Annotated in this window: 22 protein-coding genes; 10 read left to right on the top strand and 12 right to left on the bottom strand. The window is 57.0% G+C overall.

The features are described from left to right. Positions 1–7: 7 nt before the first annotated feature. From F3I47_RS14425 to F3I47_RS14405, 5 genes are all read right to left on the bottom strand, one after another. Positions 8–733 (bottom strand): ABC transporter permease, encoded by a 726-nt coding sequence (locus tag F3I47_RS14425; RefSeq protein WP_190311330.1) that lies wholly within the window; start codon positions 731–733, stop codon positions 8–10. Between the two features lie 6 nt (positions 734–739). Beyond that, on the bottom strand, positions 740–1,588 hold the full coding sequence (locus F3I47_RS14420) for a transporter substrate-binding domain-containing protein (RefSeq protein WP_009092726.1): 849 nt from the start codon (positions 1,586–1,588) through the stop codon (positions 740–742). Between the two features lie 13 nt (positions 1,589–1,601). Next, on the bottom strand, positions 1,602–2,792 hold the full coding sequence (locus F3I47_RS14415; RefSeq protein ID WP_046102847.1) for a M20 family metallopeptidase: 1,191 nt from the start codon (positions 2,790–2,792) through the stop codon (positions 1,602–1,604). A 241-nt stretch (positions 2,793–3,033) separates the two neighbouring features. Next, positions 3,034–3,930 (bottom strand): alpha/beta fold hydrolase, encoded by an 897-nt coding sequence (locus tag F3I47_RS14410; protein ID WP_150029261.1) that lies wholly within the window; start codon positions 3,928–3,930, stop codon positions 3,034–3,036. A gap of 51 nt (positions 3,931–3,981) precedes the next feature. Continuing rightward, a complete protein-coding gene (locus F3I47_RS14405; RefSeq protein WP_150029260.1) occupies positions 3,982–4,596 on the bottom strand; it encodes a TetR/AcrR family transcriptional regulator in 615 nt (204 codons plus the stop codon). A 170-nt stretch (positions 4,597–4,766) separates the two neighbouring features. Here F3I47_RS14405 and F3I47_RS14400 point away from each other — a divergent pair, with 170 nt between their 5' ends. Further along, positions 4,767–5,798 carry an AI-2E family transporter gene (locus F3I47_RS14400; protein WP_150029259.1) on the top strand — a complete coding sequence of 344 codons (1,032 nt, stop codon included), beginning with the start codon at positions 4,767–4,769 and terminating at the stop codon, positions 5,796–5,798. Here F3I47_RS14400 and F3I47_RS14395 read toward each other — a convergent pair. After that, complete coding sequence (locus F3I47_RS14395) at positions 5,787–8,507, bottom strand: cation-transporting P-type ATPase (protein WP_150029258.1); 2,721 nt, start codon at positions 8,505–8,507, stop codon at positions 5,787–5,789. The two genes, F3I47_RS14400 and F3I47_RS14395, sit on opposite strands and share 12 nt — an antisense overlap. Positions 8,508–8,734: 227 nt before the next feature. Then, complete coding sequence (locus F3I47_RS22360; RefSeq protein ID WP_223812734.1) at positions 8,735–9,142, bottom strand: hypothetical protein; 408 nt, start codon at positions 9,140–9,142, stop codon at positions 8,735–8,737. On the opposite strand from F3I47_RS22360, the gene F3I47_RS14390 reads away from it, so the two are divergent. From F3I47_RS14390 to F3I47_RS14380, 3 genes are read left to right on the top strand one after another with little or no spacing between them, the layout of a single operon-like run. Next, the gene (locus F3I47_RS14390) at positions 9,063–10,106 is read left to right on the top strand and encodes an efflux RND transporter periplasmic adaptor subunit (protein ID WP_223812732.1); all 1,044 of its coding nucleotides are present in this window, start codon (positions 9,063–9,065) and stop codon (positions 10,104–10,106) included. The two genes, F3I47_RS22360 and F3I47_RS14390, sit on opposite strands and share 80 nt — an antisense overlap. Next, positions 10,106–13,174 carry an efflux RND transporter permease subunit gene (locus F3I47_RS14385; RefSeq protein WP_150029256.1) on the top strand — a complete coding sequence of 1,023 codons (3,069 nt, stop codon included), beginning with the start codon at positions 10,106–10,108 and terminating at the stop codon, positions 13,172–13,174. Before F3I47_RS14390 ends, F3I47_RS14385 begins: the two co-directional genes overlap by 1 nt. Next, positions 13,167–14,132: an acyltransferase family protein gene (locus F3I47_RS14380; protein ID WP_150029255.1), complete on the top strand. Its 966-nt coding sequence runs from the start codon at positions 13,167–13,169 to the stop codon at positions 14,130–14,132. The genes F3I47_RS14385 and F3I47_RS14380 overlap by 8 nt, the downstream gene beginning before the upstream one ends. Here F3I47_RS14380 and F3I47_RS14375 read toward each other — a convergent pair. The 3 genes from F3I47_RS14375 to F3I47_RS14365 all read right to left on the bottom strand — a co-directional run bounded on the left by F3I47_RS14375 (position 14,082) and on the right by F3I47_RS14365 (position 15,898). Further along, on the bottom strand, positions 14,082–14,810 hold the full coding sequence (locus F3I47_RS14375) for a DJ-1/PfpI family protein (protein ID WP_150029254.1): 729 nt from the start codon (positions 14,808–14,810) through the stop codon (positions 14,082–14,084). The genes F3I47_RS14380 and F3I47_RS14375 overlap by 51 nt on opposite strands. A gap of 99 nt (positions 14,811–14,909) precedes the next feature. Next, complete coding sequence (locus tag F3I47_RS14370; RefSeq protein ID WP_058957249.1) at positions 14,910–15,233, bottom strand: AzlD domain-containing protein; 324 nt, start codon at positions 15,231–15,233, stop codon at positions 14,910–14,912. Further along, the gene (locus tag F3I47_RS14365) at positions 15,230–15,898 is read right to left on the bottom strand and encodes an AzlC family ABC transporter permease (RefSeq protein ID WP_190311328.1); all 669 of its coding nucleotides are present in this window, start codon (positions 15,896–15,898) and stop codon (positions 15,230–15,232) included. Before F3I47_RS14365 ends, F3I47_RS14370 begins: the two co-directional genes overlap by 4 nt. A 111-nt stretch (positions 15,899–16,009) precedes the next feature. Between F3I47_RS14365 and F3I47_RS14360 the strand changes: the two genes are divergently transcribed. After that, the gene (locus F3I47_RS14360) at positions 16,010–16,558 is read left to right on the top strand and encodes a helix-turn-helix domain-containing protein (protein ID WP_046102838.1); all 549 of its coding nucleotides are present in this window, start codon (positions 16,010–16,012) and stop codon (positions 16,556–16,558) included. On the opposite strand, the gene F3I47_RS14355 is transcribed toward F3I47_RS14360, so the two are convergent. Further along, complete coding sequence (locus F3I47_RS14355) at positions 16,559–16,897, bottom strand: hypothetical protein (protein ID WP_150029253.1); 339 nt, start codon at positions 16,895–16,897, stop codon at positions 16,559–16,561. 90 nt (positions 16,898–16,987) lie between these two features. Here F3I47_RS14355 and zigA point away from each other — a divergent pair, with 90 nt between their 5' ends. Then, complete coding sequence (zigA, locus tag F3I47_RS14350; RefSeq protein ID WP_150029252.1) at positions 16,988–18,217, top strand: zinc metallochaperone GTPase ZigA; 1,230 nt, start codon at positions 16,988–16,990, stop codon at positions 18,215–18,217. A gap of 93 nt (positions 18,218–18,310) precedes the next feature. Beyond that, positions 18,311–19,489, top strand: a complete 1,179-nt coding sequence (locus F3I47_RS14345) for an FAD-binding oxidoreductase (protein ID WP_150029251.1) — start codon at positions 18,311–18,313, stop codon at positions 19,487–19,489. Positions 19,490–19,492: 3 nt separating this feature from the next. On the opposite strand, the gene F3I47_RS14340 is transcribed toward F3I47_RS14345, so the two are convergent. Beyond that, the gene (locus F3I47_RS14340; RefSeq protein ID WP_150029250.1) at positions 19,493–20,863 is read right to left on the bottom strand and encodes an aldehyde dehydrogenase family protein; all 1,371 of its coding nucleotides are present in this window, start codon (positions 20,861–20,863) and stop codon (positions 19,493–19,495) included. Between the two features lie 457 nt (positions 20,864–21,320). On the opposite strand from F3I47_RS14340, the gene F3I47_RS14335 reads away from it, so the two are divergent. The 3 genes from F3I47_RS14335 to F3I47_RS14325 all read left to right on the top strand — a co-directional run bounded on the left by F3I47_RS14335 (position 21,321) and on the right by F3I47_RS14325 (position 25,950). Next, a complete protein-coding gene (locus F3I47_RS14335) occupies positions 21,321–22,250 on the top strand; it encodes a RepB family plasmid replication initiator protein (protein WP_009092744.1) in 930 nt (309 codons plus the stop codon). A gap of 1,521 nt (positions 22,251–23,771) precedes the next feature. Further along, the gene (locus tag F3I47_RS14330) at positions 23,772–24,971 is read left to right on the top strand and encodes an AAA family ATPase (protein WP_009092746.1); all 1,200 of its coding nucleotides are present in this window, start codon (positions 23,772–23,774) and stop codon (positions 24,969–24,971) included. 7 nt (positions 24,972–24,978) lie between these two features. Beyond that, the gene (locus F3I47_RS14325) at positions 24,979–25,950 is read left to right on the top strand and encodes a ParB family protein (protein WP_150029249.1); all 972 of its coding nucleotides are present in this window, start codon (positions 24,979–24,981) and stop codon (positions 25,948–25,950) included. The last annotated feature ends 564 nt before the right edge of the window (positions 25,951–26,514 follow it).

Here is a 26,514-nt window from a genome sequence, read left to right as displayed (position 1 = left end):
GGACTCCCTAGCTTTTCACGCGCTGTTGACCGCGCATCGCAAATTTCTCCACGTAGCGGAACACCATATCGGAGCAGGTGGTGATAATCAGATAGATCACGGCACCCACGCTGTAAAAGAAAAAGGACATCTGGGTCGAGTTGGCCGCCGTTGAGACCTGATTCATGGTTTCAACCAGTCCGGTCACCGACACCAGCGCCGACTCTTTGATCACCGATTGCCACTGGTTGCCCATACCGGGTAACGCCGTGCGCAGCGCCTGCGGGACGATGATGCGACGGAACATCATCAGTCGCTCCATCCCGGTGACGGTTGCCGCTTCCAGCGTTCCACCCGGAATAGCGTAGAAGGCCCCCCGGAATACGCCGCTCTGATAGGCACCGGAGATCAGCCCGATGGCAATCGCCCCCGCCACGAAACCGTTCACATCGAACGGTCCCTGCAACCCCAGCGCGGTGCCGACGGCGGAAACCACCTGGCGTCCGCCAAAGTAGAACAGATAGATCACCAGCAATTCCGGCACGCCACGAAACAGCGTGATGTAACCGGCTGCCAGCCGCCGCTGCCAGCGCGCGCCGGCGATCTGCATCCAGCAGAGGACGCTGCCGAGCAGCGCACCCAGCAGCCAGGCGCAAAGTGAAACGCTGACGGTGACGGCGGCGGCGTTAAGCAGCACGCCGCCCCAGCCCTCGTCCCCAAAACCCAGCATCTGCCAGTCTATGTTCATCAGCATCCGCGGTTACGCTTTTGGCGCGACGTCTTCGCCAAACCATTTGATTGAGAGTTTGCTCAACGTGCCATCTTTGATCATCGACTCCAGCGCCTGATTCAGCACCTGCTGCAGCTCGCTGTTGCCTTTGCGCAGGCCAATCGCCGAGCCCGCGCCCAGTACGCCACCCGAGAAGCCGTAGCCGCTGCTGCTGATCGCATCCGCATGCTTTTTCACAAAGGCGTTGAGGTTGGTGCGGGACGCCATTACCGCGTCAACGCGCCCGTTCATCAGGTCAGCAAAGGTTTCAGGGCCGGCCTGATAGGTCCGGATGGTGGCCACATCGCCGAGGTATTTTTGCAGGAAATCGGCCTGAATGGTGGCGACCTGTACCGCGATGGTTTTGCCTTTGAAGGTGGTTTTCAGATCGTCGATCGCTTTTTTCATGCCCGCGTCATCATCGGCCGTGACCACCGTGCCACTGCCTGGCAGCGTAGCCAGCGGGCTGTTTTTGGCGGTAACAAAGCTGGAGACGCTGACGGTGTACTGATGGGTGAAGTCAATCGCCTCAGCCCGTTTCGGCGTCACGGTCACCGCATCGACCACCGCATCATATTTGCCGTCGATCAGGCCCGGGATCATGCCTGACCATTTCTGCGCAATGATTTCATATTTGAAACCTGCCCGCTTAGCCAGCTCCGCCACCATATCGGGCTCATAGCCGACGATTTTTCCGCTCGGGGTGGTCTGATTGAACGGCGGATAAGCCGCTTCGGTAGCAAACTTCAGGGTGCCAAAATCTTTTGCCTGGCTGAATGCAGACGTGGCAAGCAGGGCCACGGTCAGAGAAGCCGTGAACAGACGGTTACGCATCATCATAAAACCTCATTTATTATTCGGAGAGTAAATCAATGGCAAGGCGGGTCAGCGCCTGCGTCCCGGCGGCAATACTGCGTTCATCCGGCTGATAGTCGGAGTTATGCAGGTGATCGTCACGGCCCGGGGTTGCCGAACCGATATGGATCTGACATCCCGGTACCCGTTCCGTAAACAGTGAAAAATCTTCGGCGCCAAAGCTGGCGCTCGGCTGAGCGATGATGGCTTTACCGAACTGATGAGACAAAATCTCTTCCAGGGCGTCAATCAGGCGATCGTCATTCATCAGGGGCGGAACACCCCGCTGGAAATTCACCTCAACCCGCACATTCTGCGCCAGCGCCACGCCTTCACACATCCGTTTAAAGGAGGCTTCCATCGCAGCACGCACCTCGGGAGATTTGGTCCGGATGGTGCCCTGGAACAGGCAGCTGTCAGGAATGATGTTGTGGGTGGTGCCGCCCTCAATGTGTCCGATGGTTAACACGGCAGAGTGCGCCGGATCGCGTTCACGCGAAATGATGCTCTGTAACTGGCTGATGAGATGCACGGTGGCGATGATCGGATCGGTGCCCATGTGCGGACGCGCCGCGTGGGTCGAAACGCCCTGCACCGTGACATCAAACTCGTCACTGGAGGCGGTGCTGGCGCCGCGGGTCAGCGCAATCTCACCCGCGGTCAGTTCAGGCTTGTTATGCAGGGTTATCGCCCAGTCGACGCCGTCTGCCGCGCCATCGGCGATCATCGCTGCGGCACCGCTCTCAGGCGTCTCTTCTGCGGGCTGGAAGATCAGCCGGACGCGGCCTTTCAGTTGCTGTCGATAGTGCGGCAGGAGTGTGGCCACACCCAGCATCGTCGCGGTGTGAATATCGTGACCACAGGCGTGCATCCTGCCGGGATAGCGGCTGGCAAACGGCAGACCCGTCTGCTCATGGATGGGCAGCGCATCCATGTCGGCGCGCAACAGCAGCGTCTTTCCAGGCTCTGCGCCCACAATATCCACAACAACGCCGCTGCGGCCGACGCCGGTTTGCGGGTCCAGCCCCTGAGCCCGCAGGTAGTCGGTCACCACCTGGGCAGTGCGCAGCGTATCAAAGCCTAATTCCGGATGCGCATGGATATCACGGCGAATCGCAACCAACTGCGATTCAAGTTCATTGACTCTGGCTTTTATTTCCCCGGCCAGTCGTGCTTTTTCCTGATTCATAGCCGCCCCGGCAATAGCAGACCGGCATGCCTATGCCGGTCCTTATTTTTATTTCATCCTGATACAGGATGGTGATGACCGTTTATTTATTCACAGCACGTGACAGAAAGCAACGCGTAATGCGCCTTCAGGAATTAATATAAATCAATAAGATAGAACTATTTATTGGAAAGCCGTATGAGAGAGTCGTGGATAAGTAATAATATTAATAATCCACTTCGCAACATTACTTTCCCTGATATTAATTTATCCGTTCCGGCTTATCCGGATGCCGCATAAAAAAGAGTGAGAGTATTTCCGCTAATTTCTCCGGCTGTTCGTCGGGAATAAAGTGGCCACAGTCGAGAATATTTTCACTGTAAACCGGCTGCGCCACCGCGCGTAACGGTGTGGCCATATCCGGTATCGACCCCTGATCGGCACTGACTGCCAGCAGCGGTATCTCCAGTTTCCCTTTTTGCGCGCGCTGGCGATTCTGCTCTGCAGAGCGCTCAAACGATCGGTAGAAAGCCAGTCCGGCGCGCAGCGCGCCGGACTGCTGGAAGATGCGCAGATATTCACGACGCGCCGCCGCATTAATATGATGCGGATTCGCGGCCTTACGGTTAAAAAACCACTCCAGGTAGATGGCCTCTCTGCCCGCAATCAGCGCTTCCGGCAGATCATTCAGGCCATGAAAGGCGAAGTGCCAGATTTTAGCGGCGTTTTCACCCGTGACAGGCAATGAATCCGGCAGGGTAACACCGGGTATGCCGCCATCCAGCAGCGCAAGAGAGCTGACCCTTTCCCTGAAGCCCGCCGCCAGCGCCCACGCGACCCAGGCACCAATATCATGCCCGACCAGATGAAAGCGCTGGATACCCAGCTGATCCAGCAGCGCCACGATATGCTGCGCCACGCTGTCGGTATCATAGCCATCGGGCGGAAAGTCTGAATCCCCCTGGCCAGGCAGGTCAGGTGCAATCACCTGAAAACGGCTCGCCAGACGGGGGATCACCTCCCGCCAGGCGAAGCTGCTCTGCGGAAATCCGGCGAGCAGCACCACGGTTTCTGCCTGCGCATGGCCTGCGCTAAGGTAGTGCAGCCGCTGTGAATCTGTTCGGACAAAATGGTGCTGATAGGGAGCAAAAGCGTGCATAAAACCTCCTGATAATAAGGAAACGATCATTTCCTTAATGAGCAAAAAAATTCAGTCGACAATTTTCAGCGCCAGCGGAATGATGCTGGCATCGGGCCGGGTGGCCGCCACTTTGCCCGCCACCCGTATGCCCAGCACCAGGCAGAGCAGCAGTGAGGCAGTGGCGTCACACTCCAGTGACGGGTTGACTGAGCCATCCTGCTGACCCAGTCGGATAAGCTGCTGCAGATTTTGCTGATTACGCAGCAGGGCGGCGCTGACCGCGTCAGCCAGTTCCTCATCCAGGGTGTGCAGCTCAACGGCACTGACCGCGACCAGACAGCCGCGTTCACCTTCAACATCGCGCACGGAATCGACATAAAAACGCAGCAGCGCCGCCAGCTTCTCCCGGCCCGTTTCACATTCGGCCAGCCGCGCGGCCAGACTGCTGTTGCGCAGTGAGAGATAGCGGGCAAAGACGGTTGCAAACAGCGTGCGCTTGTCGGTAAAGGCCTTATAGATGCTGCCGGTGGTCAGCTGCATCGCCTGCCCGAGATCGCCGACTGACGTCGCGTGATACCCCTTCTGCCGGAACAGCAGCATCGCCCTGTCCAGTGCGGCATCTGTATCGAACGCCCGGGGTCGTCCCCGCTCGTGATGAGGGTTGTTATTCATCGTCGATTCCATTAGGAAATGATCATTTCCTTTAAGATAGCCGTTTTAACTTTGCGGGCAAAGCTTTTTTAACACCCTTTCTCATCCGCCTGTGGAGGGCCTCTCACCCCTGACCTGACGCAAAGCAGTCAGGCTGACGCCTCATCTATACTGCTGCTTCTGTTAGCTGAAGGAGCCCCATCATGGGACTACGCTGGTTCACTCCCGGGTCACCGCTGGCACGCGTGCTGTTTATGCTCGCCTGCCTGACCCTTATTCTGACAGGCCTCTATCTGGCCGCTCCGCTCATCAACCAGGTTCTGCTGGCGATGCTGCTGGCTATCATGCTTGACCCTTTGATTACCCGGCTGGATAAAAAGCATATCCCCCGCATCGTCTCGTCACTGCTGGTGATCAGCCTGATGCTGTTTATCATGGTCATCACTACCCTGAAACTCTCGGTGCTGACACCGGATTTGATGCAGCTCAGTCGTCAGGCGCCGGTGCTGCTGGCCGCCCGACTGGATCAGCTGACGCTGGCCTTTGCCCGGCTGGATATTGCCGTCACCCCCGACAGATTACTGGCCTTTGTGGATGCGGGAGCGATAGTACGTATCGTCACCGCCTTTCTGACGCAGATCCCGGGCGTGATCTCCTGGTGGATAATGGTATTCCTGATGCTGCTGTTTATGCTCTATGAGATGCCGCTGCTGAAAAATGCGCTGCAACGGCGTATGCAGGGAGAACAGCGGGCCTTTTATCTGGCGTTACATGAGGGAATTCAGAGCGTCATTGTTTATGCCCGGGTGAAAACCCTGACCAGCATTCTGGGTGGGGTGATCGTGGGCGCCGGCGCACATCTGATCGGGCTGAAGTTTGCCTTTTTCTGGGGCGTGCTGATGTTCATTTTTAACTACGTGCCGGTGCTGGGTTCGTTTCTGGCGGCCATTCCGCCCGTGATCCAGAGCTATCTCCTGTTCGATCTGCAGGTCGCGCTGGCGGTAGCCCTCTTCTTTGTGGTGCTGAATCTCTGTCTGAGTTCGGTGATTGAACCGCTGCTGATTGGCAAGCGACTGAACCTGGCGCTGACCACGCAGCTGCTGGCCTTTCTGTTCTGGCAGTCTCTGCTGGGGATTACCGGCGGGATACTGGCCATTCCGTTGACCTTTCTGATCAAAAAAGTCCTGCTGGCGAGTTATCCCCGGCAGGACCCGATTTCTGAGTTAACGCAGTGACGGCGTTTTCACCCGCCAGCCGCGGGTGAGACGTTTTTCAATCTCTACCACGGCAAAGATGGCGATGCCGACCAGCAGCGAAATCAGCCAGTAGTTGATCGGCAGCGGGCGGGTACCAAACAGCGTGTTCATCAGGGGCACATAAATGATGATCGCCTGCAGGATAATCAGCATCAGCGTGACGAGCCAGAGGCCCCGGTTTTTCAGCAGACCGCGATCCAGCGAGAAGCCATCGGTGTTACGGCAGTTCAGCATATACACCCACTGCGCCGTTACCAGCATCTGCAGCAGCACGGTGCGGATAAACTCCGGGGTATAGCCGCGCGGCTGCAGCCAGGCTTCCAGCACAAAAGCACTGACCGCGATCAGCAGGCTGACAAAGACCACGCGCCAGATGGCGTAGACATCCATAACGTGGGCCTTAACATTGCGCGGTGGCCGGCGCATCACGTTAGCTTCGGCAGGCTCAAACGCCAGACCAAACGACAGCGTGGCCGAGGTCGCCATGTTCATCCACAGAATCTGAACCGGGGTTAACGGCAGCAGATTGCCCATCAGAATCGCAATGATAATCAGCAGCCCCTGTGCCATACAGGTTGGCATGACAAACAGAATGGTCTTTTTCAGGTTGTCATAAACCCGACGCCCTTCTTTGATCGCCGCCGCGATGGTGGCGAAGTTATCGTCAGCCAGAATCATATCGGCCGCCTCTTTGGTGACCTCCGTGCCTTTGATGCCCATCGCAATGCCCACGTTAGCCTGTTTCAGGGCGGGGGCATCGTTCACGCCGTCACCGGTCATCCCGACGATCTCCCCGCTCGCCTCCAGCGCTTTTACCAGGCGCAGCTTATGTTCCGGGCTGGTGCGGGCAAAAATGTCATAGTTTTTCGCGGCCGTGGCCAGTTCGGCGTCGTTCATATGCTCCAGCTCATAACCGGTGATGGCGGCCTGGCTGTTACCGATCCCCAGCATCTGACCAATCGCCATCGCCGTTTCCTGATGGTCGCCGGTGATCATTTTGACGCGGATGCCTGCTTTCTGGCACTCATCAATGGCCGTAATGGCTTCCGGACGTGGCGGGTCCATCATGCAGGCCAGCCCCAGCAGAACCATCTCACTTTTCAGATCGGCGTGATCCAGCGACGTCACGGGAGCGGCGGTTTTCTTCCAGGCGGCAGCGACGGTGCGCAGCCCTTCACTGGCGTAGGTGGTAATGGCCGCATCCCAGTATGCGCGATCAATTGGTTCCGGGCCGTCAGGGGTCTGCTGCTGCTGGCACAGCGTCAGCAGGACATCTGGTGCACCGGTCAGCAGCACCCAGGATTCGCCATTAACCGCACAGCTGACGGACATATATTTGTAGAGGGAATCAAACGGCAGTTTGCTGACCACTTCCACCGGCTGCGGGGCTGTCAGGCCTTTGGCCGCCAGCACCTTGAGCGCCCCTTCGGTCGGGCCACCGACGATGGTCCAGTGTCCCTGACTGTCCTGACGCAGCTGGCTCTCGTTACAGATATCGACCGCCTGCAGGAAGTGCTGGAACAGGGGGTCCTGCGCCGCATTCACACTGCCCTGCTCCGCCACGATCTCCCCTTTGGGTTCGTAGCTGTTACCGCTGACGCGCCAGCGGCTCTTCGCCAGCACCACCGCTTTCACGGTCATCTCATTCATGGTCAGCGTGCCGGTTTTATCGGAGCAGATAACGGACATGGCGCCCAGCGTTTCCACGGTCGGCAATTTCCGGATAATCGCATTGGATCGCGCCATCGACTGGACGCCCAGCGACAGGATGATCGAGATAATGGCGGGCAGACCTTCCGGCACGGTAGCGACGGCCAGGCTGATCACGGAGAGCAGCAGTTCGCCCAGCGGGATATCGCGCAGCAGATAGCCAAAGATAAACAGCACCACCATCATCGCCAGGATGATGAGAAAAATAGCCTTACCAAGTTTATCGATCTGCACCAGCAGCGGGGTTTTCGCTTCTCTGATGCCGCTGATCATCGCGTTGATATGGCCCAGTTCGGTGTCGCCGCCGCTGGCAATGACCACGCCTGATGCGGTACCGGAACTGACGGTGGTGCCGGAGAAGGCCAGATTCAGTCGGTCGCCCAGCGATTTTTCGCCGCTGAGCGTATCGCTGTTTTTTGAGACCACGGTCGATTCGCCGGTGAGAATGGCTTCTTCAACCCGCAGATTATTCACTTCATACAGTCTCAGGTCGGCCGGAATTTTATCGCCGGGCCGCAGCATGACCACGTCACCCACCACGATATCGCGCGTCGGCACCGTAACCTGTTTGCCATCCCGAATCAGCATCGCTTCGCTGGCGAGCATATTCTGGATGCTTTTCAGTGATTTCTCGGCATTGTTCTCCTGAACAAAGCCGATGAGGGCGTTAATCACGGCCACGCCAATAATGACAAAGGTATCCACCCAGTGCCCCATCATCGCGGTGATCACCGCCGCCGCCAGCAGGATATAGATCAGCACATCTTTAAAATGGGCGATGAATTTGAGCAGCGCAGACTGGTCAGCCTTTTGCGGCAGCGCGTTCGGGCCCTGCTTCCGCAGACGTTCCTGGGCTTCGGCAGTCGATAATCCGGCGGGCGAGCTTTTCAGATCAGAAAATATCTCTGTCACACTGCGCTGATACCAGGGGCGCTCAGATAAAGCTGATGCTTTATCCTGCTTATCATTATTTAGCATATATAAACCTCGTGCCATTTAGCGATGAATTAAAGGCGCAATTAAAGGCACGCATTTTGCGGGAAGTCTTGCACGTCGGTTATGACCGATATCATATTTAGGTAAGAAACGTCCGATGGATAACATAAACGGGAAAAATTAAATCTGACTTATATTATGAGAATGACAAGATGCTTTTCGTTTAACTACGGTTTAAGTCATCTGAGGCAGTGTGCTTCGGCTTATATTCAGCCTTGAAAAAGGAAACGCTGATGAAAAAACAGAGCATTATCATGCTTTGCGGTTTCGTTATTTTCGCGGTCACCGCCACGACGCTGACAGGCCTCCTGACCTGGCTTGTGGTGAGGCAGCTGGCGGCATAAAACGGATTCACAAACCTGTTGCCGTTGCGGTAAACGCAGACAGTGAATATCAAATTTTATTTTATCCCGGTTGCGAAAAGCATCAGGGCGAATTACGCCTTCGTGTTTATCGTGCCGCCGTGAAATATCTGCAGCTAAGGCGAAGACAATGATTAAACGCAAAGTTATCTCTGTTTTTCTCTGCTGTTTCTTTATGACAGCGTGCGATGAAAAAAAAGAACCGGAAGCGCCGCCGCCCCGCGTCGTTAAAGTTTTTACGCTTGAATCGGACATGGCGCAAAATATCCGGGTCTTTCCTGCGCGTATTCAGGCCGGAGATAATACCGATCTCGCCTTTAAACGGCCTGGCCAGTTAATTCAGCTCGATATCCGGGATGGCACCGCGGTGAAAGCGGGACAGGTTCTTGCCAGCCTGAACGATGCCGATGCGAAGCTGCGGGTGCGGGACCGGCAGACGGCGCTGCAACTGGCAGAGCGGCAGTTTCAGCGTTTCCGCACGCTGGAGCAGCGCAGCGCCGTGTCGAAGTCAGAGATGGACGTGCAGCGAGCTAACCGCGACACCGCCGCGACGGCCCTGAAAATTGCGCAGGAAGAGTTGCAGTTTCTTACCCTGCGCGCGCCTTTCGACGGGGTGATTGCAAAAGTGCAGGCGCGAAATCATCAGGTGGTGGCCGCCGGGCAACCCATTGCGCTGCTGACGCGATCCGATCTGCTGGACGTTATCTTTACCGTGCCGGAAACCCTCTTCTCCGCGCTGGACGTTCAGAACCGTCACTATCAGCCCGAAGTGCAGTTTCACGCCCTGCCGGGCCGCATTTTTACCGCGCAGTACAAAGAGCACACCAGCCAGACCAACGCCGCGACGCTGACCTGGGAGGTGGTGCTGACCATGCCGCGTCCGGCCGATCTTCCGGGCGTCAGCGGCCTCAGCGGCTCGGTTCGCGTCAGGCTGCATGATCTGCCGAATGCCGTCGCCCAGCCGCGGCTGGTGGTGCCGGTGGCCGCCGTGTTCAATCCGGACCACAGCCCGACGAATCAACCGCACGTCTGGCTGGTCGACGAGGCGGACGACAGCTTGCGCGTCATTGACAGGCCGGTTACCACGGGGCGGCTGACGGCTCAGGGCATTGAGATCCTGAGCGGGCTGAAGCCGGGAGACCGTATTGTCGCCGCCGGTGTGGGGGAGCTGCGCCAGGGTGAAGCGGTGCGCATCTGGCAACGTGAGCGGGGGTTATAATGGGTATTCAGGCGCATTTTCTTGATAAGCCCGTCCGCATCTGGCTGGTCATTCTGCTACTGGGCGTGGGAGGGATCTACGCCCTGCTGAATATTGGCCGGCTCGAAGATCCGCTGTTTACGATTAAGTCGGCGGTGATTGTCACCCACTATCCCGGCGCATCCGCGCAGCAGGTGGAGGAGGAGGTTACGCTGCCGCTGGAAAATGCGCTGCAACGCCTGCCTTATCTGGACAACGTCACCTCCATTTCAGGCAACGGCCTGTCGCAGATTACCGTGAATATTCACACCCGCTATCTGGCCGATCAGCTGCCGCAAATCTGGGATGAGTTGCGCCGCCGGGTTGGCGATGCGGCCCGACAGTTTCCACCTGGTGTGCAGGCGCCGCTGGTCAATGATGACTTTGGCGACGTGTATGGCTACTTCTTCGTCATCCACGGCAAAGACTTTACCAACAGCGAGCTGCGTAACTACGCCGATCAGCTGCGCCGCGATCTGGTACTGGTGCCGGGTGTGGCGAAAGTAGCGGTGGCAGGCGTTGAGCAGGAGGAGATCCGCATCGCGCTCTCCACCAGCAAAATGACCGCTTACGGCATAACGCCGCAGCGCGTGGCGGACCTGCTGAGCCGCAACAATGGCGTGGCCAGTGCCGGTGCGCTGCGGGTTGAGAGCGAGTCGATCCGCTTTCATCCCACCGGCGAGCTGGTGACGCCTGACGATCTGGCTGATCTGCCCCTTCTGCCCGCCGGCAGTCCGCAGAATCTCCATCTGCGTGATATCGCGACCCTGACACGCGGCGTGACCGATAATCCGGCCAACCTCTACTTTGCTGACGGGGAAGCGGCGCTGGCAATTGGCGTTTCGTTTGCGCCAGGCGTCAATGTGATCGACGTCGGCAATGCCCTCACCGCGAAGCTGGAGCAGGATCAGCAGGACACCCCCGTGGGGATCAGCCTGAAGGTTTTCTATAACCAGGCGCACGAAGTCAGGCAGTCGGTCGATGGCTTTATCCTCAACTTTCTGATGGCGCTGGCCATCGTGGTGGGCACGCTGCTGCTGTTTATGGGCCTGCGCAGCGGCATGGTGATTGCCGCCTCGCTGGCACTTAACGTGCTCGGTACGCTTCTGATCATGCTTCTTTTTAATCTCGAGCTGCAACGGGTGTCGCTGGGTGCGCTGATTATTTCACTCAGCATGCTGGTGGATAACGCCATCGTGGTGGTGGAAGGGATAAAGATCGATCATCAGCGCGGCCGCCCTCTGCAACAGGCCATTGCCCGCATGGTGCGTCGCAGTGCCCTGCCGCTGCTGGGTGCCACGGTCATCGCGATTCTTGCCTTTGCGCCGATTGGACTGTCGCAGGATTCCACCGGTGAATATTGCAAATCGCTGTTTCAGGTGCTGCTGATCTCCCTGATGCTGAGCTGGATAACCGCCCTCACCCTGACGCCGGCGTTTATCCACTGGAGTGAACGGCGACGGGGTGCGATTCAGCCTGAGCAGAACGCCGCCTCTGCGCCTTATCAGGGAGTGGTTTTCCGGCTCTATCGCAAGGCGCTGGGTGGTCTGTTGCGTTTTCGCCTGACCACACTGACGGTGATGGTGGCACTGTTAGCCCTGTCGCTGTATGGCTTTACCCTGGTGAAGCAGAACTTCTTTCCTTCCTCCGGCACGCCGATCTTTTTTACCGATCTCTGGCTGCCCTACGGCACCGATATCCACTACACCGCCGGGACGGCAGCGGACATTGCGCGCTTCATCAATCAGCAACCGGGCGTCGCGGCGACGGTAACCACCGTCGGCCAGGGCGCGCTGCGCTTTACGCTTACCTATGACGCCGCACGCCAGTACAGTAACTTCGCTCAGATTATGGTGAGGGTGAAGGATGGCAGGCAGATGGAGGCGCTGTCGCTGAAAACCGAGAGGTTTATCCAGCAGAACTATCCGCAGGTCAGGCCACGCATTAAGCGCATTCAGTTCGGCAGCGCCAGCGACAGCGCGATCGCACTGCGGGTTATCGGCCCCGATCCTGAAGTCCTGCGTCATATCGGCAGCCAGCTGGATGCGATTTTCCTGGCTGATGGCTCAGCCTTCCCGCTACGTAACGACTGGCAGGAGCGCAGCAAGGTGCTCCGCCCGCTCTACTCGGCGCTGCGCGGGCAGGAGCTGGGCATTGATAAGCGGGATATTGACCAGGCGCTGAGGATGAATTTCAGCGGTGACGCGGTAGGCCTTTTCCGTGACGGTTCGCGGTTGATGCCGGTAATGCTCTACCCCGCCGATGAGGAGCGGCAGAGCGTCGATCATATTGAGAATATCCAGCTCTGGAGCGCCGCGCTCCAGCACTTTGTGCCGATGAGCAATGTGATCGCTGACTTCCGGCTGGCGTGGGAAAATCCGCTGATTATGCGTCGCGATCGGACGCGCGTTCTGACCGTGCAGACCGATCCCGATCCGGCTTCGGGGCTGACCGCCGCCCAGGTGGTGGCCCGGGTCCGGCCCCAGATCGATCAGCTCAGACTGCCCGCGGGCTACCGGCTGGAATGGGGTGGCGAGCTGGAGAGCTCACGTGAAGCGCAGAGCGGCCTGCTCAGTTCGCTGCCGGTGGGCTTCCTGGCGATGTTCATCATTACCGTGCTGATGTTCAACTCGCTGCGCGACGCCGTGGCTATCTGGATTACGGTGCCGCTGGCTTTGATTGGCGTGACCTGTGGCTTTCTTCTCACCGGCATTCCGTTTGGCTTTATGGCGCTTATTGGCCTGCTGAGTCTGTCGGGTATGCTGATCCGCAACGGGATCGTGCTGATTGAAGAGATCCGGCTGTTCCGCCAGGAGAAACCCTTGCAGCAGGCGATTACTGATGCGGCGACGTCACGCCTGCGCCCTATCCTGCTGACCGCCTTCACCACGGTACTGGGTCTGCTGCCGCTGCTGCGCGACGTTTTTTTCCAGAGCATGGCGGTGGTGATTATCTTCGGCCTGGGATTCGCCACCGTGCTGACGCTGCTGGTGCTGCCGGTACTCTATCGCTGCTTCCACGGTCGGGAGCAGGAGGCGCAGGGTGAATAAGAGCGGGCTGGCGATGCTGAAGACGCTGGCCTGCATCACGGCGGTGTCGTTTTTTACGCTTTATCAGAGTTACGATCGTTACTACTACGATGTCAGCCTGACGCTCAACGTGCTGAGCTTCGTCTCCACCATCGCCACGCCGCTCTATTTTCTGCTCAGCGGCTATATGGATGCGGGTGAGCAGCCTACCCCTGCGTGGCAGCTCGGCAGGATTCGCCGCATTCTGCTGATCTTTCTCTTCTGGTTCAGCTTTTTCTGGCTTGCCGGGATGCATCACAAGGGGTATCTGATTCAGCCGTGGTTTGTGATCGCGCTGATTGTGATTTATGTGTCGCATCCCCTGATCGACCGGCTGGTCCGGCGGCCGGGCGTGATGGCGTTACTCATTTTTCTGCTGCTGCTTTTCGCGTTCACCTATGACCTGCTTGCCAGTCTCTCTCCGGAGAGGCGGTTGTTTTCACTGCCGCCGCAGTATCGCATCTGGACATGGGTGCTCTACTACCTGTCGGGCCGGCTGATTGCCGCACCGGCGGTCATGCCCTTTTTCACTTCACCGCGGGTGATAAAAACCAGCCTGCTGCTGCTGCCTGCGGTCTACCTGTTTACCTGGCTCTACGAGCGGTATTACTTTATTGCGCGTTTCCTGGCGACCAGCAACGAGGTGCTGCTGACCGGTTCACAGGTTTATCTGCTGGTGATACTGATCGTCATCAGCATCAACGCCATCCGGCTGCCGGCGCGCGCCCGGTGGGTGACGCCGCTGCTGACCACGCTGGGAAAGACCATGACGGGTGTTTACATCCTGCACTATCTGATTTTTGGACTGCTGGCCGCAGCGATCCGCATCGAGACGCTGGGCGATAAGCTGCTGGTTATCGCCCTGACCCTGATATTCAGCATGACACTGTCACTGCTGCTGCTGCGTATCCCCGGCGTGCGCAAACTGATCAGCCTGTAGCCGCGCTGCTGCCGCTTCGGTGGCCGCACGGCGCGTGGCGATAAACGTCGCCATCTTCGCCCGGGCTGCTTCGACTTCCTGAGGGGGAGCACTCTGCGGAGAACCGCTGTTATAGGGCGGCGCGGGATCGTACTCCATCTGCAGCTGAATCGCTCTGGCTGTCGCGTCATCTGCAATCTCCGCCACCAGCGTCAGGGCAAAATCGATGCCGGAAGTCACGCCCGCTCCGGTGATGCGATTGCGGTCCCGGACCACCCGCTCACTCACCGGCTGCGCACCCAGCAGAGCCAGCTGATCGAGGGAACCCCAGTGTGAGGTGGCCCGGTAGCCCTGTAACAATCCGGCGGCCCCCAGCACCAGCGAACCGGTGCAGACCGAGGTGACCCATTGCGCCTCACCGGCTCGCTGCCGGAGGAAGTCCAGCGTTTCCGTGTCCGACATCAACGCAATCTGGCCCGGCCCGCCGGGCACAAAAATCACATCCAGTGGCGGGCAGGCTTCAAAGGTGGTGGTCGGTACAATCGACAGGCCACGATCGGATCGCACCGGCTGACTATCCTTCCAGATCAGATGGCACGCCACGCCGGGCGTGCGCGCAAAGACTTCCCAGGGACCGGTCAGATCAAGCTGGGTGAGTTCAGGGAACAGCAGCAGACCTATCTGTAACGGACGAGGCATGGAAAACTTCCTGTCAGGAGGTAAAGGATCATCATGCCGTGATCCCAGATCCGAATACAACGCCCCGCCCCTTTTTTCGGTCTGAGGAGTCCCGCGTCGTCAGGGCACACCGAGAAACCGCAGCAGCGCCGTCATCGCCGCCGCTCCGAGAATAATCATAATCAGCGGTGCCCGACGCCAGGCCAGCAGCAGGGCAAAGCCGACTCCGGCTACCCGGGCCACCCCGGCAAAATGGTGACCTTCAAACAGCGTCGTGGTCGCGGCCACCGCCAGCAGCAGGATGGTTGCAGCATCGGAGAGCATCTGCTGTGAGCGCTCACTGATAGGAAGACGGTTGCCCAGCCTGACACCGGCAAAACGCATCAGCCAGGTGCCGGCGGCCAGCAGGGCGATGCCTGCGATGAGGGTTCCCTGATGCGTCATTTGCGCGATCTCCATGTCAGCAGGCCCAGCAGCGAAAACAGCACCGGCATGCCTGCCGGTACCAGCGGCGTCGCCACCAGTGACAGCAGCGCGCCAACGGTGGCGGGGATCCGGGTGCGTCGCTGCCGCAGCGCCGGGAAGATCAGAGCGATAAGAATCGCCGGAAACACTGCATCCAGCCCGATGACCGAGATATCGGGGATGAACTGACCAATCATCGCCCCGGTCATCACGGTGATCGGCCAGATCAGCCCGATACCGATGCCGCACAGCCAGAATGCGCAGCGCCGCTGAGCCAGCTGCGGCTGAGAGATGCCAAAGACCACGCTTTCATCGTTCATGATGTGACAGCCAAACCAGCCCCGTGGTCCCTGACCCACCAGATCCTTGACCGCGATGCCAAACGGCAGGTGACGCGCGTTCACCAGCAGGCCCGCCGCGGCGGCGGTAAAGGGACTGCCTCCGCCGGCTACGATGCCGATGAACAGAAATTCTGACGCCCCCGCCAGCACCAGCGTTGAGAGGGCCAGCGGCACCCAGAGCGGGAATGCGTCGGCAGACGCCAGCGAGCCATAGGATAAACCGACAATACCGTCAGCGACGCAGACAAGAAAGATCGCTTTGATCACCCCCTTGTCCAGAACCTGCATGTGCGGAAAAAGCATCACTCCCTCTCATAATGAACATATAATCCGATATAATGAACACGTTATAATCGATTTACAAGTCGAACGTTTCGTTCGATATAAAAAACATTGCATCTGTCAGGAGTGCAAGTGAATACCCCTATCAGCATTATCGCCAGTGCATTAGTGCGGGAACGTCAGCGGGCAGGCCTGTCGCTGGCCGAAGTGGCACGCCGTGCCGGGATTGCCAAATCGACCCTGTCACAGCTGGAGGCCGGTGTGGGCAATCCCGGCATTGAAACGTTGTGGTCACTCTGCGTGACGCTGAACATCCCCTTTTCGCGCCTGATGGAGCCGGACACCCGTCAGCTGCAGGTGATCCGCCGAGGAGAAGGCCTGTCAGTGACCGCTGAGCTGGCCGATTATCAGGCCATTTTACTGGCTTCCTGTCCTCCCGGTGCCCGGCGTGATATCTACCTGCTGGAGGTTCAGCCTGGCAGCGAGCGCGTTTCACATCCGCATAATCCCAATACGGTCGAGCATATTATTATTGCCCGCGGCCGGGCGCTGGTCGGGCCGGTCGATACGGCGGTCGAACTGAACGTCGGGGATTACATTACCTATCCGGGTGACGAACCTCATCTTTTCCGCGCACTGGAAGCGGATACGCTGGCGATGATGATTATTGAGAATCACTGATCACCCTGCGGTCAGGAGAGACTGACTCTGTTCGGGCGTCAGGTGGGTAATCAGCTGCACCTGACACGCCAGCGTGATGGCCGGATAGTGCTCACGCATCCCCGCCAGCAGCACCGCATCCGGCCACTCTGCCTCTTTTCCCAGTGCGGCGGCGACATCGGATAACCGCAGGGTGTCGATCCGCGTCACCCACACCACCACCGAGTCCGCCGCATTCTGCTGATTGACCAGCCTCAGCGGACCGGTGACGATCTCGCCCTCCTGCCAGCGCACCGTCGAGGTTTTTTCGCCACGCCTGACGTCAGGCATCAGGCGCGGGACGAGCATGAGTTGTTGCATGACCTCTCCTTTTTTTGCGTCCCGGTTGAAAAGAGCGCCATAAATGTTATGTTATAACATATCAATTGGTCACTCATTACAGGTAATACTATGCCACTTTCCACCCTGACATCAGAAGATCCGCGTCTCCCCGTTGCGGTTCTCTCCGGCTTTCTCGGTGCCGGTAAAACCACCCTGCTTAACCATATTCTCAACAACCGGGAAGGACGCCGCATCGCGGTCATCGTCAATGATATGTCTGAAGTGAATATTGACGCGGCCCTGGTGCGTAACGGCGGTGCGCAGCTGTCGCGCACCGATGAAAAACTGGTTGAAATGAGTAACGGCTGCATCTGCTGCACGCTGCGTGAAGATCTGCTGGTAGAGGTAAAAAGGCTGGCTCAGGCGGGACGTTTTGACCATCTGGTGATTGAATCCACCGGTATTTCGGAGCCGCTGCCCGTAGCGGAAACCTTTACGTTTGAGGATGAAGAGGGTGAAAGCCTCTCCGCCTATGCCCGGCTGGACAGTATGATCACCGTAGTGGATGGCTTTAACTTCCTGCGCGACTACCGTTCGGTGGACGATCTGCAGTCGCGCGGCGAGTCGCTGGGCGCGCAGGATGAGCGCGCGGTGGTGGATTTGCTGGTGGATCAGATCGAGTTCTGTGATCTGCTGGTGCTGAACAAAACGGATCTGCTCAACCCGGCGGAGCTGCATCAGCTGCAGGGCATGCTGCGGGCCCTCAATCCCCATGCCCGCATCGTAAACAGCGAATTCGGGCAGGTTCCGCTGGCGACGCTGCTCAACACCGGCCGGTTCGATTTCGACCGGGCCGCGCAGGCTCCCGGCTGGCTGCAGACGCTGCGCGGTGAGCATCAGCCGGAATCAGAAGAGTATGGAATTCGCAGTTTTGCCTGGCGTGCCCGTCGTCCTTTTCATCCGGCGCGCTTCTGGCAGGTGGTCAATCACCAGCTGGAGGGCGTGATCCGCTCTAAAGGGTATTTCTGGCTCGCCAGCCGGCCGGGTTATGCGGCGCTCTGGTCACAGGCGGGCGCGGTAGCGCGCCAGGGTTACGCCGGACGTTGGTGGGTCAGCGTGCCACGATCCGACTGGCCGCAGGATGCGGACACCCTTAACTTCATCGCTGAACAGTGGCAGGAAGGCGTCGGGGATGCACGTCAGGAGCTGGTCTTTATCGGTATTGAGATGGACGAGGCACATATACGGGACGCGCTGGAACAGGCGCTGCTGACCCCTGAGGAGATGGCGATGGGACCGGAGCAGTGGGTCACCCTGCCCGATCCGGTGCCCGCCTGGTTTGATGAGGTGACGGCCTGACAGGAGAGTTGACGGCACTTCCGGGCTCCGTAATAGTGAACTGACCCGGCGGGCGACCCTCGCCCGCCGATCTTCATTCCGGGGAAGCCAACTATGCCACAACGTATTGCCGTTATCGGTGCCGGCGTGCTGGGTTTAGCCGTTGCACAGTCGCTCTCCCGCCGCGGCGCGCAGGTGACGGTCTTTGATAAAAACCTTCCCGGCTGCGGCACCAGCCAGATCAGCTATGCCTGGGTTAACGCCAACGGCAAAGATCCCGCCCGTTACCATGAGCTTAATGCCGCTGCGATTGACGAACACAAGCGCTGGCAGGCTGCACACCCGTCATCGCCACAGTGGCTGCTGGAAACCGGTACGCTGGAGTGGGCGAGCGATGAAGCCACTCAGCGTCAGCTGGAGCAGCGAGCCGCGAAACTCTCCGCCCTGCACTATCCCGTCGAAACCCGCGATCGTGCCGCGCTGCTGAGCGCACTGCCGGAGCTTCGACTCGATCCCCGCGTTCAGCAGGGATGGTTTTTTCCTTCGGAATGCCTGCTCTATCCGAGCCTGTTTATCGCCTCTCTGATAGCCGACCTGCGGGCCAGTGGTGGCCAGCTGGTCTGCAACAATGAGGTGACCACGCTGACCGAATCAGACCGCGATGTTCAGCTTACCCTGGCCAGCGGTGAAACCTGGCAGGGGGATCAGCTGGTGCTGGCCTCCGGCCGCTGGGCCCCGGAACTGATGAGCCAGTGCGGGCTGCAACTGGCGATGACCAATGCGAACCGGGCCGATCCTGTTGCCTGCAGTTTTCTGGCACAGACGCAGCCGTTACCTGTCTCGCTCAACTGCAATCTGATTACGCCGGAACTGAATGTGCGCCCGGATGGCGCGGGTCGTCTGATGCTGCAGGCACTGGATCTGGATCAGCACGCCGATCCGGCCCGTCCGGCTTCTCCTGATGGGCTGATTGGAAAAGAGATGCTGCGACGCCTGCAGCGGCTTTTCAGGCAGTGTGAGGGCGCGAGGATTGAGCGGATAGCAACGGGACAGCGGTCGCGGCCGTCCGATGGACTGCCTGCGCTGGGGTATATCAGTGATGCTTCACGTGTCTACCTGATGGTCAGCCATAGCGGGATGACCCTTGCCCCGTTGCTGGGCAGGCTGGTGGCAGAGGCGATGCTGAGCGGAACAGCTTCACCGATGCTGAGTGCTTTTGCTCCGCATCGGCTGCTGCGTCCGCTCAGTGCGGGTTCCAGACCCGCACCTGCCTATCTTCCGGCTGCACAGTAACGCTTAGCGGCGATTCTTCCACACGGTCTGGACGTTACAGAACTCATGTACGCCGAAATGTGACAGTTCACGGCCGTACCCGCTTTTTTTCACGCCGCCGATGGTGACACGCGGATCGGATGCGCCGTTGCCATTCACAAAGACGGCCCCGACCTCCAGCTGCAGTGCCAGCTGATCGGCGATCGCTTCGTTACCGCTCCAGACGGTGGCGCTGAGGCCAAAGTCGCTGTCGTTGGCGATCTCCAGTGCATGTTGTGGATCGCGTGCGACCGCAATGGCGGCGACGGGGCCGAACAGCTCCTCTCGGAAAGCGGTCATGGCAGGCGTAACATCGGCAAGAATAGTCGGAGCATAATAATTCCCCTCCCCTGCTACCTTCTCGCCGCCCAGTACCAGACGGGCGCCTTCACGCAGTGTCGCCTTAACCTGACCATCCAGTTCATCGCGCAGATCGGCGCGTGCCATCGGGCCCAGGAACGTCTTTTCGTCCAGTGGATCGCCCATGGTCAGGGCCTGCACGGCTGCGGTGAAGCGTTTTTCAAAGGCTTCTGCGATTGGCGCTTCCACAATAAAGCGCTTGGCAGCCATACAGACCTGTCCGGTGTTCTGGAAACGTCCGATGACGGCTGATTTCACGGCTTCATCAAGATCGGCGTCTGCCAGTACGATAAAGGGATCGGATCCGCCCAGTTCCAGTACGGTCTTTTTCAGTGCTGCGCCCGCCTGTGCGGCAATGGCGGCACCTGCCCGTACGCTGCCGGTCACCGCAACAGCGGCAATCCGGTCATCCCTGATGGCGACGGAGACCCCATCATTGTCGACGTTAATCAGGTTAAAGCCACCAGCTGGCAGATCGGTTGCTTCAAAGAGTTCCGCCATCAGCGTGGCGCTTCCCATGACGTTTGGCGCGTGTTTCAGCAGGTAGGTGTTCCCGGCCAGCAGCATGCTTACTGCACCGCGCAGAACCTGCCACAGCGGGAAATTCCACGGCATCACCGCCAGGATGACGCCCAGAGGACGAAACCGCTGCCAGGCATCGGCAACCTGCGTCGGCTGATCGGCCAGCATAGCCGGGCCATGTTCAGCATACCAGTCGCATAGGTTCGCGCATTTCAGAACCTCTGCGCGCGCCTGAGCAATCGGTTTGCCCATCTCGAGGGTAATGGTGCGGGAGAGATCGTTTTCCCGCAGTCGGATCTGTTCGCCCAGCTGACGCAGGACACGAACGCGATCGTCCATGCTGCTAAGCTGCCACAGGGCAAAGGCAGAGGCGCTTTTTGTCAGTGCCTGTTCAAGTTCTGCAGGGCTCTGAAGAGGATAACGAGCCAGAATTTCGCCGGTTGCCGGATTGCGTGAGAGTACATGTTCAGTCATGGTGCCCTTTCCTTATTCTTTCAGTGATGAAAAGACGATACGCGCTGAAGTTGATGATGAAAAATGAATAATAGTGAGGAAGTTGTTTATTTTTCGAGAATGCAGGTGGCAGTATTGCTGCGAACCGGCTTCCGGCGCGAAATGTGAAGAGAGACGAGATGCAGCCTGAACGCTTCTGAAGCATAAGCGAATGAGGAAGTTATCCACTTATACAGTGACCCGATCCTAAAAAACGATCCTTAATAGATCATATAGAGATCCTAAGAGATCCCCGATCGTCGCAGGCCGCACCCACCAAGGGCTGAAAGGGTGATCGTGTTCACTATAATCAGTAAAGTGTTCACTGTAATCAGTACTTTATTCACTGTACCAGGTAGCATGTTCACTGTAAACAGTGCTAATGTTCACTGTAGTCAGAAAATGATCCCTTTCATCCACAGAATGAAGATCCTACGCCATGGCAGATAAAGACAATGAAAACAAAGCGTTGCTAGAACCTTTTCTGTCAGTGACCAAAAACAGTGGTGAAGTTATTCAGCTTCATCCCAACAAGAATAATACCGTTCAGCCGGTCGCCTTAATGCGTCTGGGACTGTTCGTGCCGACCCTGAAATCGACGGCTCGCGGTAAATCCGGTGCGATGGCCTCAACGGATGCGACTAAAGAGCTGAAGAACCTGACGCTGGTGAAAGCCGAAGGTTACGAAAAGATTACCATTACCGGCGCGCGGCTGGATATGGATAACGATTTCAAAACCTGGGCGGGCATCATTCAGTCGTTCTCCCGTTATCCCACCAAAGGCGATACCGTCACACTCCCCTTTATCGACTTTGTGAAGATGTGCGGCATTCCCTCGGCAAACTCTTCAGCCGCACTGCGTAAGCGCCTGGACGCGTCGTTACGCCGTATCGCGACTAATACCCTCTCCTTTGAAGGCAATGGCAAGGCGTATCACACCCACCTTGTTCAGTCTGCTTATTACGATCGCGAAAAAGATATCGTGCGTATTCAGGCTGACCCAAAGCTGTTCGAACTCTATAACTTTGATCATAAAGTCCTGCTTCAGTTGCGCGCGATATCCCGTCTGAAGCGCAAGGAGTCTGCTCAGGCGCTCTATACCTTCCTGGAGAGTCTGCCCACCAATCCTGCCCCTATCTCCCTGGCACGCCTGCGCATGCGCCTGAATCTGGGCTCCAAGACCACGACGCAGAACCACGTGGTACGACGTGCGATGGAGCAGCTGAAAGAGATTGGCTATCTGGACTATTCAGAAGTAAAGCGTGGTCGCTCAGTCTTTTTTATTATCCACAGTCGTACGCCAAAGCTGGATGGCATCAGCAATCTGGAGAGTATCGACTCCCTGGATGACATCGAATTTGATGACTAACGGCTCGCGTTCACTGTAATCAGCAGACCGCGTGGCAGTGTCACTTTCCCGCTGCCGGTGGGAAGCGAGCCTCTCCTGACCATTCACTGTAATCAGTCACCACCACCCATTCACTGTATTCAGCAACGTTCACTGTAATCAGTAGCCTTTTACCTCTCAGAACGATAACAGCGATAATCCTTTTCCTGCAGGTTCCACCTTTTCAGACCCTTAGAAGAAAGTGTGTACTCACATACATTTCAAGGCATCCTTTCTGTGCTGACGTTTACTGATTACAGTGAACGTTCCAAACCGTCCTCTTTTGACCTGCTGCTGATTACAGTGAATGCAGGAGTCTCTCCCTGCTTTAAAGCAGCGTGATGATGATGCACCGGTTCAGCGCGCTGTGATCCTCTGCCGCCAGGGCCGGAATAGCAGGGTTGCGTGACTGATTACAGTGAACAGTTAAAGGCTAAGGCTGCCGTGATACAGGGTTGCGGCACGTTGCGTGACCGCTACTGATTACAGTGAATGTTTCTGACGCCTGCCTGAAGCTTGCATGCTGATCAGGAGACGAGCGGAAGCGTTGTACTGACTACAGTGAATGTTGTACTGATTACAGTGAATGCCCGGTAGTTAACAAACAATTCCTGCTCCTGTTTGCTGATTACAGTGAACGTTAGCAGGGAAATCAGAGATACCTTTTCAGGGAGGTTGTCAGTTACTGCGTCAGGCAGGGCCCTGATTAATCCTTACAGCAGCCAAACCGGATCTGACATTTTTGCTGATTACAGTGAATGTCAGCCTGGACTTTGTTCAACTACCGACTACAGTGAATAGTAGCCCACAGTGGACGCGACTGATTACAGTGAACGTTACCAGCCACACGCAGTTAGCTATCCGCCGCTGAAGTGACAGTTTCACCTATTATCTGCTGTTCCGCGTCATGTTTACCCTCCGCGAAGAAGGTCTGCAGACTATTGCTGATTACAGTGAATCTTTGCCCTGCCCTCTCTGCCTGACATGGCCTATAACCTCCCCTTGCTGATTACAGTGAACATCAGACTGGTCATCGTCGGCAGACTGAACGCTACTGATTACAGTGAACGTTTTGCTTTGTGCTGGCTGAGCCACGAAGCGACTCTTCCCTCTGGATGCAGATATCTGCAGGTTGCACAATTCTGATCTGGCGCGCCATCCAGCCGATCGTTACCGGCATTGTGATTAGGCTGCTGCTGATTACAGTGAATGTTTCCCACTTATCTCCCCATCCCTCCTGCTATTACCCTCTTCCATGTCATTGCAGTAATTCACTGCAAACCCTTAAGCGGTTCACTCATTACAGTGAACGTTGTGCTGCTTACAGTGAATGTTTCCGTTTCTGAGCGCACAGTATCGTTCCGCTCTGCAGCAATAGTGTGATGAAGCTCACTATCACCCGTGCTGTTACATAAAAACGCAGATTGTGTTGAGAAGATAATTTATTGCCTCATGTGCAGGATTTCTGTATAAAGTCGTAAATCCTACATATCTGGAGCAACTATGGCTAACGACGACAAGCAGGTGATGAAAGTTGCACAGCGTTCAGAACGCATGCTGCTCAGTCTCACCGAGCAGATTCAGGCGCAGAAGCAGGAACTGCATGAAAATACCTATTATCAGGTCTACGCCAAGGCGGCGTTAGCCAAGTTGCCTAAACTGACCCGAGCCAGCGTCGATTATGCCGTCAATGAGATGGAAGAGAGTGGCTATCAGTTTGATAAACGCGCCGCAGGGACGTCTGTTAAGTACGCCATGTCGATCCAGAATATTATCGATATTTATCATCATCGTGGCGTGCCAAAGTATCGCGACCGCCATGGTGAGGCCTATACCCTCTTTGTCGGCAATCTGAAGGGCGGCGTTTCCAAAACCGTTTCTACCGTTTCGCTGGCGCACGCCCTGCGCGCCCACCCCCATCTGCTGTTTGAAGATTTGCGTATCCTGGTTATTGACCTCGATCCGCAGTCCTCAGCCACGATGTTTCTGAACCACGAGCGCTCGGTAGGGCTGGTGGAAGCGACAGCTGCGCAGGCGATGCTGCAGAATGTCTCGCGGGATGAGCTGGTTAATGAATTTATCGTTCCTTCAATCATTCCCGGTGTAGATGTGCTGCCAGCCTCGATTGACGATGCCTTTATCGCTTCGCGCTGGGATGAGCTTTGCGCTGAGCATCTGCCACAGCAGAACGTTCATGCCGTGCTGTATGACAACGTTATCGCTAAGCTGAAAAAAGATTATGACTTCATCTTTGTCGACAGCGGGCCGCATCTGGATGCGTTTCTCAAGAACGCCATCGCAGCTTCTGACCTGCTGATGACGCCGGTTCCTCCGGCCCAGGTTGACTTCCACTCAACGCTTAAGTATCTGACTCGCCTGCCAGAGCTGATCGCGATTATTGAAGATTCTGGCGCAACCTGCCGCTTACAGGGCAACATCGGCTTTATGTCCAAGCTCTCAAATAAAGCAGACCATAAACTCTGCCACAGCCTGGCAAAAGAGATTTTTGGTGGCGATATGCTTGATGCAGCCCTTCCCCGCCTGGATGGTTTCGAACGTTGTGGTGAATCCTTTGATACGGTCATTTCCGCGAACCCGTCGACCTACGTTGGCAGCAGCGAAGCCCTGAAAAATGCGCGCTCCGCCGCAGAGGATTTTGCCAAAGCCGTTTTCGACCGTATCGAATTTATTCGCCTGAACTGAGGTTTGTATGAGCGCAAAAAGAATCACGATTGGCAGAACCTTCAGCCAGACGCCACTGGAAAATGATGCACCTGACAGCCAGCACAGCCAGACTTTCGTGCTGGCCACCGGCAAGCGTGCGCAGTTTCGTTTTGAACGCATTGCCGCAGGCAATGTTGAAAGCAAAACTTTTGTCACGATGGAAACCAACGGACGCGATCAGGCAGGACTGACACCGGATTCCCTGCGTGACATTATCCGCACCATCAAACTGCAGCAGTTTTTCCCTGCGATTGGTGTGATGCGTGACGGACGCATTGAGATCCTTGACGGCTCACGTCGCCGTGCCGCTGCGCTTTACTGCAAGACTGGCTTAGATGTCCTGATAACCGAATCGCCTGTCACCGCCGATGAGGCGCGCAGACTGGCGCAGGATATTCAGACGGCCCGGGAGCATAACCTGCGTGAAGTGGGGATGCGGCTGCTGACGCTGAAGGATGGCGGATTATCCCAAAAAGAGATTGCCGAAAATCAGGGGCTGTCTCAGGCAAAAGTCACGCGTGCGCTTCAGGCTGCCAGCGTGCCTGCCGATCTGATTTCGCTATTCCCTAATCAGGCTGAACTCACCTATCCGGACTATAAGGCGTTATTACAGGCAGCGGAGAAGCTGAACGAGTCAGGACAAAGCACAGAGGCGCTGATTGAAGCCATCTCGATGGAAATTGATGTGGTGTGCGCCCGCGAAGGTCTGGCGGAGGATGAGATTAAAAATCACATCCTGCGACTGATTCGTCAGGGAAGCCAGACGCTGATCAAGGAACCGGAGAAAGATAAAACGCACTCTGTGGCGCTCTGGTCATTTGCTGACAAAGATCGCTTTGCCCGCAAAAAGGTGCGTGGCCGGATGTTCAGCTATGAGTTTAACCGGCAGTCGAGAGAGCTGCAGGAAGAACTGGATAAAGTCATCGCCGAGACGCTAAAAAAATATCTCAATCGCTGAGTTCACGCTTTTCTCATCAGCCAGCCTTCGGGGCTGGCTTTTTTTTACGGTTTAACCTTCATACGCCGTCTGACAGACGACCTGAAGCCGAATTTCAGGCTGAAATCGCCATGATTTCAGCGTGTGGATAATGATTAACCTGTTGAATAGAATGTGTTTATTCATGAAGATTCTGCTTTCAACCGTCATGAAATCGCCACGTCATCAGCCCCTTTGACGCGCGCTTCGTTGCCGCCTGGTTTACGCTGAGGGCATAACCTCGCCTTTCTCTGCTTTAACTTTTTATTGCTCCGGTTCGGGCCGCCTGGTCAGCGTAACGGCATACTGCTGTCGCTAAGGTGCTTCATTAGTGACCAGCCCGGCCCGACTGATTTTGAGTCGTCGTGCCTTAGCTCAGAATTATTCAGCGCCGCCAGGCGAACCTTCAGTTAAAGTGCGCTTGTCTGCGTGGTGATTCTGCCCTTAACCCGTTGTATTTAATCTTTATGTACTGAGAATTTCAGCCTGAAATCGCCATTTGCGCCACTACCCCGTCACCAGCGTGGTGTTTACAAACGAACAGAA

The organism is Pantoea sp. M_10, assembly GCF_008631515.1.
Lineage (GTDB): Bacteria > Pseudomonadota > Gammaproteobacteria > Enterobacterales > Enterobacteriaceae > Pantoea > Pantoea anthophila.
Note: the sequence above shows the minus strand (reverse complement) of the source record. Positions and strands in the feature narration are given on the sequence as shown.